The sequence below is a fragment of the Streptomyces phaeochromogenes genome (assembly GCF_001418655.1).
Taxonomy (GTDB): domain Bacteria; phylum Actinomycetota; class Actinomycetes; order Streptomycetales; family Streptomycetaceae; genus Streptomyces; species Streptomyces phaeochromogenes.
On record NZ_LIQZ01000478.1, the window covers coordinates 1 to 6472 of the forward strand.

Sequence of the window (6472 nt, forward strand, 5' to 3'; positions counted from 1 at the left end):
TCGCTGACGCGGAACGAGAGGGAGCGGGGGCTTTTGCTGGGACGGGCGGAGGGGTGTGGGTAGCTCCGCGGGTTCGCTCCGCCGGTTCGCTCTGCTGGGTTGCTCCGTCGGCTCGCTTCGCTGGGCGTCTGGGTTCGGAGGCTGCGGGTTGGCGGGGGCCGGCCGCGCCCACGCGGTGGAGCCGCTGGATGTCACAGCCCCGCGCCCTCAGCGGAGCGCTGGGTGCCGTCGCTCGAACGGCTCATCCACCGAGACCCTCTCCCGCCCCCGTGTCACGGTGGGGATACCTGTCGCCACCACCGGACCCGGGAGCGTCGTCATGGCAGATCTGCAGGACGAACTGCACGCAACCACCGAGGTCGGCGAGCTGGATCGCCCCGATGTCGAGGCCGAGTTCGGGCCGGATGTTCTTGAGCTCGAGGACGAGCGGGGTCTCGCAGCCGATGCCGGACCCGAGGGACCAGAGGGACCCGAGGGATTCGATGGACCCGCGGGAGACGCGGGACCCGAGGTAGACGCGCGACCCGAGGGCGACGAGGAGGACGCGGCCGAGGACCCCCTCGTCCGCGCGCACGCCCTGCTCGCCGCCCACCCCGTCGCCGACGGCTACAGCGGTCTGCCGTGGGCGCTGCGGCACCTGCCCTGGTACGACCTGGAGCTCGGCGAGAGCACGATAGACACGGATGTGCCCCGGCTGAGGGAAGGGCACGTGGCGGCGTTGTTCTGGTCGCTGCATCTGCCCGAGGGCCTCGTCGGCGAGCGGGCGGTCGGGGCCACGCTGGAGCAGCTCGACCTGGTGAAGACCGTGGTGGAGGCGCATCCGGAAGGCCTGCGGATGGCGCACAGCGCGGCGCAGGTCACGGACGCCAGGAACTGCGGGCGGGTCGCCGTGCTGCTCGGCCCCGCGTGCGCTGCCGCGCTGGACGACTCGCTGGGCATCCTGCGTGCGCTGCACTCTCTCGGCCTGCGCGTCCTCACCCTCTCCGGCGCGTCCTGGGCCGGCAAGAACGGGCTGACCAGGTTCGGCGAGGAGGTCGTACGCGAGGCGAACCGCATCGGCGTACTCGTCGACCTGTCCGGCGCCTCCGACGCGACCGTGCGCCGCGCCATCGCCATCTCCAAGTCCCCGGTCGTCTGCACCCGCTCCGCCGCCCGCGACCTGCGCCCCCACCCGGCGAACCTCCCCGACGACGTGCTCGTCGAGCTCGGCATCACCAAGGGCCTGTGCCTCGTGCCGCTGACCGCCGAGCAGACGGGCCCGTCGGTACGGGACGTCGCGGACCACCTCGACCACGTACGCGCGCTCGCGGGCCCGGAGTGCGTGGGCCTGTCGGGGACGTACGACTCCGGGGCCGCGCATCCCCAGGACCTGTCCGACGCGTCGGGGTATCCGCGCCTCGTCGCCGAACTCCTCGGCCGCGGCTGGTCCGAGTCCGACCTCGCCCTGCTCACCTGGGGCAACGTCCAACGCGTCCTGCGCAGCGCGGACTTCACGGCTCGCGCCGCCCGCAGCCGCCGCGAGCCGTCCACGGCGAAGATCGCCGAAATGGACGGGTAGCCTCCGGCCCTCCGGCGGTTCGCTGTCGGGTGCGGGTGCGGGTGCGGGTGCGGGTGCGGGTGTGGGTGTGGGTGGGCGGGGGCTGAGTGCGCAGTTCCCCGCGCCCCTGAAAGCACCGGCCGTGGCCCCGGAAAGCGTCAGCCTCGGCGCCTAAAAGCGCCGGCCTTGGCCCCCGCTTCGCCTCAGCAGGCGCAGAGGCAGAACGGGTGCCCGGCCGGATCCGCGTACACCCGCCACCCGCGCCCCCGGTCCGCCGCTTCGAGCACGGTCGCGCCCAGCGCCAGGACCTCCTTCTCCGCCGCGTCCAGGTCCTCGACCGTCAGGTCCAGATGGAACTGCTGGGAGCCGTCGGGCGCGGGCCACTTCGGCGGTACGTGGCCGGGGGCGGCCTGGAACGCCAGCGCCCGTCCGTCGGGCAGCCGCAGGTCGACCCACTCTGCCGCCCCCTCGGTCTCGACGGTGCCGCCCAGCACCTCGGCGTAGAACGAAGCGAGCGCGCGAGGGTCGGGACAGTCCAGAACGACGGTGCCCAGTTCGGCGACAGCCATGACTTCCTCCTCTGATGTCCATACGTCTGATGTCCATACGTCGATCGTCACCTGCAGTCGTTACCTGCAAAGCGGTGCAGCAGGTAACGGTTACTGCATGCTCCCCCATAAGAGGTAACGTCGCAACCATGAATGACCGCGCACCCGCACCCGGCGGGCTGGCCCTGCTCCAGTCCCTGGTGAACACCCTGGACATCGAGACGGGTACCGACGCCCTGGACACGGTGGAGGGGCGCGCCGGGCTGGGCCTGGCGGCGGACGACGTGGAGGCCGCGCGGGAACTGCGTGAGTCGCTGCGGGCCGTCTGTCTCGCACACGCGGGCCACCCGGCACACCGGGAGGTACGCCCCCTCGACGAGCTGCTCGCTTCGGCCCCGCTCGTCGTCACGGTCTCCGCGGCGGACGGCTCGGCGACCCTCCGCCCGGCGGACCCGGCCGCCCTCACGTCCCGGGTCGCCGCGGCCGTCGCCGAGTCCCTCACCGCCGGCACCTGGCTCCGCCTCAAGGCCTGCGAGGCGCCGGACTGCCACTGGGCGTACTACGACCGCAGTCCGGCGGGCCGTGGCCGCTGGTGCTCGATGTCCGTCTGCGGGGCACGGGCGAAGATGCGCCGCTACCGAGCCAAGTAGCCTCCGGCTACGGAGAGTCCCGGCCCTCCGTCGCCGCCGAGCGCGAACCCACCAGCAGCAGGCACAGTACGGCCACGCCCGCCACCACTCCCGCCAGGACGAGCAGGCCGTCGAGGGGGCGGGCGGAGGCGGTCGGTTCCATGGCCTGTGGGGTCGCCGCCGGACCTGCTGCCGAAGGTGCCGCCGCGGCTGCGGGGGCCGAAGTGGGCGGCGCGGACGGGGACTTGGTGGGCGTCGGTGACTTGGAGCGCCCCGCCGGTGAGGCTGCCGAAGTCGTCGGAGCCGTGTGGTGCCCGGTCCCGGACCCGGTGCCAGTCCTGGACCCAGTCCCAGCTCCTGTCCCGGACCCGTGATCGTCCGCCCCCGTATGCGTATGGGTCGGTGCCGCGGGAGCCGGTGCCGCCTGGACCACTATCCGGGCCGTCATATCCGGGTGCACGGTGCAGTAGTACCCGTACGACCCGGCCGTCGTGAACGTGAAGCTCCAGCTCTGCCCCTTCTGCAGCATCGGCGAGTGGATGGAGACCGGGCCGGAGGTCGTCTTCACGTCGTGCGGGGCCGTGTCCTGGTTGGTCCAGGTCACCGTGGAGCCCACCGGGACGGTGAGGGCCGCGGGGCTGAACGCGTACCCCTTCATCGCCACCCGGTAGGTGGCCGCCGACGCGGGCCCGGGCGCCGCCCACAGCAGCAACAGCGGTACCAGCAGGACGAGTACGGAGAATACGGCGGGTACGGAGAATACGGCGGGTGCGGCGGGTGCGGCGACCCCCGGCGGCACGCGCCGCCCCCGACGGCCCCGCCGTCCCGCGCTCACGCGAACTCCGCGGCGAGCAGCAGCCGCAGCCGGGTCGCCGGGCGGGACCACGGCAGCCGGAAGCCGGTGGCGCGCCGGAGCAGCCGGTACGGGAGCCGGGTCGAGCCCACCACCAACAGCCGGTCCTCGGCGCACCTCACCACGCGCAGGCGCAGCAGCACCGGGAACGCGACACCCCGTACGTCGAGGTCGGCGAGCAGTTGCAGGTGCCGTCCGTCGGCCAGGGGTTCCACGTGCTCGGAGACCAGGGAGGCCTTCATCGTGCCGGCGAGATCGAAGCGGAACACGGGCCGCGCGTCAGCGGATTCGGACTGGGACATGAGCCCGGACCCGGACCCGGACCCGGACTCGGTTTTGGGGACCGTGAGCGACGCCCCGGTCAGGGTGACGCGGCGTCGCAAGGTCACCAACGGCCCGTAGTACGCAGTGAGTTCGGCGAAGGAGCGGCCGGGTGCGACGGCGTACCGGCCGGGCGGTGGGGAGACGGTGGGCAGGGTGACGGTCGTCATCCTGGTTCTCCTTCCGAGGAGAAACAGAGCGGGGGAGAATGAACGCCGGACGCCGGGCCGGCCGACTGAGCCTCGGCCGGCCCGGCGTCCTCCTGTGACGGGCGCTGGTAGCGCCTGTGTCAGCAGCTGCTGGTCAGATAGCCCGTCGTGGGGGCGAGCATGTGCTCGGCCCAGACCGTGTGCATCTTCACGTAGCTGTCGACGTCGAGCAGATCGGTGATCTGCTGGCCGAGCGACTCCTCCAGATGTGCCGAGTTGACGTGCTGGAGCAGCACACCGAGGGTGTCGTCGACGACCGCGCCCCCGCCTTCCGTGGCGGGCGTGAGGATGCTCTCGACCCAGACGGTGTGCATCTTGATGTACGAGTCGAGGGCCAGCGCGTCCTGCACCTGCTCACCCGGCGAACGCTCCAGGTGCGCGGCGTCGAGGTGCTGCAGGATCGGCAGCAGTACGTCCTGGACGCTGGCGCACTGCTCGTCGCCGCCGTCCCCACCGCCCGTGCCGCCACCGGTACTGCCACCAGTGCTGCCACCGCTGGTTCCGCCGGAGCTGCCTCCGGACGTGCCACCGGTGTCACCCCCGCTCGTACCGCCAGAGCCGGAGCCCCCGGTCGAGCCCCCCGACGTACCGCCGGAGGAGCCGCCCGTGGAGCCGCCGGACGTACCGCCGGTGGACCCGCCTGTGGACCCACCCGTGGACCCGCTGTCGTCCGCGACGACCTTCACGGACGCCACCATGTCCGGGTGCACCGCGCAGTAGTACTCGTACGTGCCCGCCGTGGTGAAGGTGTACGACCAGGAGTCGCCCTTCTCGAGAGTGCCCGAGTCGAACTTCTTCGGGCCCTTGGTGGTGGTGACGGTGTGCGGGGCCGTGTCGTGGTTGGTCCACTGGACGGTCTCGCCGACCTTGACGACCAGCTGCTTCCCGTCGCCGAACTTGTTGCCCATGATGTCGACCTGGTGGTCGGCAGCGGCGGCTGCCGCGGGCCGGGCCTCGGCCGCCGCGGCTGCGGGCGCCTGAGCCGCGCCCGCCGCCGTGTCGGTCGTCGACGCCGAACCGGCCGTCGCCTGAAGCAGCCCCAGGCTGAGCACCGCCGCGAAGGCGGCGCCGAGCCCGGCGACCAGCAGGGCGCGGTTCCCGGCGGGCGCCCGGCGGCGCCGTTCGCCGGTGTCTTTACTGTGCATCAACGCAACTCCCTTGTCTCTGAGGGGATTTCGGGGTTTTCAGGGGAGGTCAGCGGCCCGGATCGGCCGTGACCAGGAGACTCGTCACGGCGAGCACGACGAGGACGAGCCCCGTCTCCGCCGCGACCGAGTAACCGAAGGGCCGCACGGTGGCGGCCTCGCCGCGCAGCAGCACGGCGAGTTCCAGACGCGTACGCACCCACTGACGGCTGCGCCACGCGGCGAACAGAACGAGGGCCAGCACACCGGTCTTGACCAGCAGCAACTGCCCGTACGAGGTGTGCAGCAGGGCGTCGTACGAGCCCACGACCTGCCACGCCAGCACGAGCCCCGCCACGGCGATCGCGGCCACCGACGCACCCGCGAGCTTCGAGTAGCCGGGCACGACCAGCGCCAGCTCGTCGGGGTCCCGGCGGGGCAGCACGGCCACCGCGAGCATGGCCAGACCGCCGATCCACAGGCTCGCCCCGAGCAGATGCACCAGGTCGGCCAGCGCGCCCCAAGTCGGCCCGGTGCCCTCGGAGTTGTGGCCCGTCATCCCGGTCGCCCGCAGCAGCCCGAGCGACACGGCGAGGGCACCCACCCGCCAGCCGGGCGAGCGTGCCGTACGGCCGCCGCCCTGGAGCAGCGCGCTCAGCACCACGGCGGCGAGCACCCACAGCAGCCCACGGGCGGCGAGCGCGAGACCCGGACCGGTGCTGAGCACGTTCGTGTACGCCGACGCCGAGAGCGCGTCGCGGAGGCCGCCCAACTCGGCGTACGCGCCCTGCAGTCCGAGCGCCACGACCGTCGAGAGCAGCCCCACCGCCCAGGCCAGGGCGAGCATCGCTCGTGCCCGTGGCTCACCCGCCCCGCGCGGCCAGAGCAGCGCGACGAACGCGATCCCGCCGATGAACAGGGCCAGCGAGAGATAGCCGGCCCAGCGAGCGACGACGAGGCCGTGCCGCACCGAGGGGGAGGGCGCGGGTGCGGCCTCGTCGCCGCGGTCCTGGGCGGTGGCGGGCGCCGCCGCCGTACCGATGCCGAACGTCAGCCGGCCGGAGGACGCGTGTCCGTCCTCCTCGTCGATGACGGACCAGGTGAGGGCGAGTTCACCGCTCTTCGGAGCCACCTCGGGGAGCGCGGCCCGCAGGGTGTCGGCGCCCCCGCGCGGGGCTCGGGAGACGGGGAGCCGGTCGCCGTCGAGCGTCATCACGCGTACGTCGGACAGCTCGACGGGCTCGTCGAAGG

The 6472-nt window shown here is 72.9% G+C and carries 7 protein-coding genes; 2 read left to right on the forward strand and 5 right to left on the reverse strand.

Going from position 1 to position 6472, the window contains the following annotated elements; all coding sequences use genetic code 11:
* Window positions 1–319 precede the first annotated feature (319 nt).
* Window positions 320–1558, forward strand: coding sequence for a dipeptidase (locus AOK17_RS43335; protein WP_055618146.1), 1239 nt, complete (start codon window positions 320–322; stop codon window positions 1556–1558).
* Between the two features lie 182 nt (window positions 1559–1740).
* Here the strand turns inward: AOK17_RS43335 and AOK17_RS43340 are convergent, their stop codons facing one another.
* A complete protein-coding gene (locus AOK17_RS43340; protein WP_055618147.1) occupies window positions 1741–2106 on the reverse strand; it encodes a VOC family protein in 366 nt (121 codons plus the stop codon).
* A gap of 128 nt (window positions 2107–2234) precedes the next feature.
* Here AOK17_RS43340 and AOK17_RS43345 point away from each other — a divergent pair, with 128 nt between their 5' ends.
* Window positions 2235–2735: a CGNR zinc finger domain-containing protein gene (locus AOK17_RS43345; RefSeq protein ID WP_055618148.1), complete on the forward strand. Its 501-nt coding sequence runs from the start codon at window positions 2235–2237 to the stop codon at window positions 2733–2735.
* A 7-nt stretch (window positions 2736–2742) separates the two neighbouring features.
* On the opposite strand, the gene AOK17_RS43350 is transcribed toward AOK17_RS43345, so the two are convergent.
* The 4 genes from AOK17_RS43350 to AOK17_RS43365 form a co-directional block, all read right to left on the reverse strand.
* Entirely contained in the window at window positions 2743–3549 is an 807-nt protein-coding gene (locus tag AOK17_RS43350; protein WP_245697748.1) for a cupredoxin domain-containing protein, read from the reverse strand.
* Window positions 3546–4058, reverse strand: a complete 513-nt coding sequence (locus AOK17_RS43355; protein WP_055618149.1) for a hypothetical protein — start codon at window positions 4056–4058, stop codon at window positions 3546–3548. The genes AOK17_RS43350 and AOK17_RS43355 overlap by 4 nt, the downstream gene beginning before the upstream one ends.
* A 119-nt stretch (window positions 4059–4177) precedes the next feature.
* Entirely contained in the window at window positions 4178–5242 is a 1065-nt protein-coding gene (locus tag AOK17_RS43360; RefSeq protein ID WP_055618150.1) for a cupredoxin domain-containing protein, read from the reverse strand.
* 49 nt (window positions 5243–5291) lie between these two features.
* The coding region (locus tag AOK17_RS43365; protein WP_079053618.1) for a CopD family protein at window positions 5292–6472 on the reverse strand (1181 nt) is incomplete at its 5' end.

Excerpts from the sequence above, each read along its gene's own strand:
- AOK17_RS43335 (WP_055618146.1), top strand. The coding sequence starts at position 320 with ATGGCAGATCTGCAGGACGAACTGCACGCAACCACCGAGGTCGGCGAG.
- AOK17_RS43340 (WP_055618147.1), bottom strand. The coding sequence starts at position 2,106 with ATGGCTGTCGCCGAACTGGGCACCGTCGTTCTGGACTGTCCCGACCCT.
- AOK17_RS43345 (WP_055618148.1), top strand. The coding sequence starts at position 2,235 with ATGAATGACCGCGCACCCGCACCCGGCGGGCTGGCCCTGCTCCAGTCC.
- AOK17_RS43355 (WP_055618149.1), bottom strand. The coding sequence starts at position 4,058 with ATGACGACCGTCACCCTGCCCACCGTCTCCCCACCGCCCGGCCGGTAC.
- AOK17_RS43360 (WP_055618150.1), bottom strand. The coding sequence starts at position 5,242 with ATGCACAGTAAAGACACCGGCGAACGGCGCCGCCGGGCGCCCGCCGGG.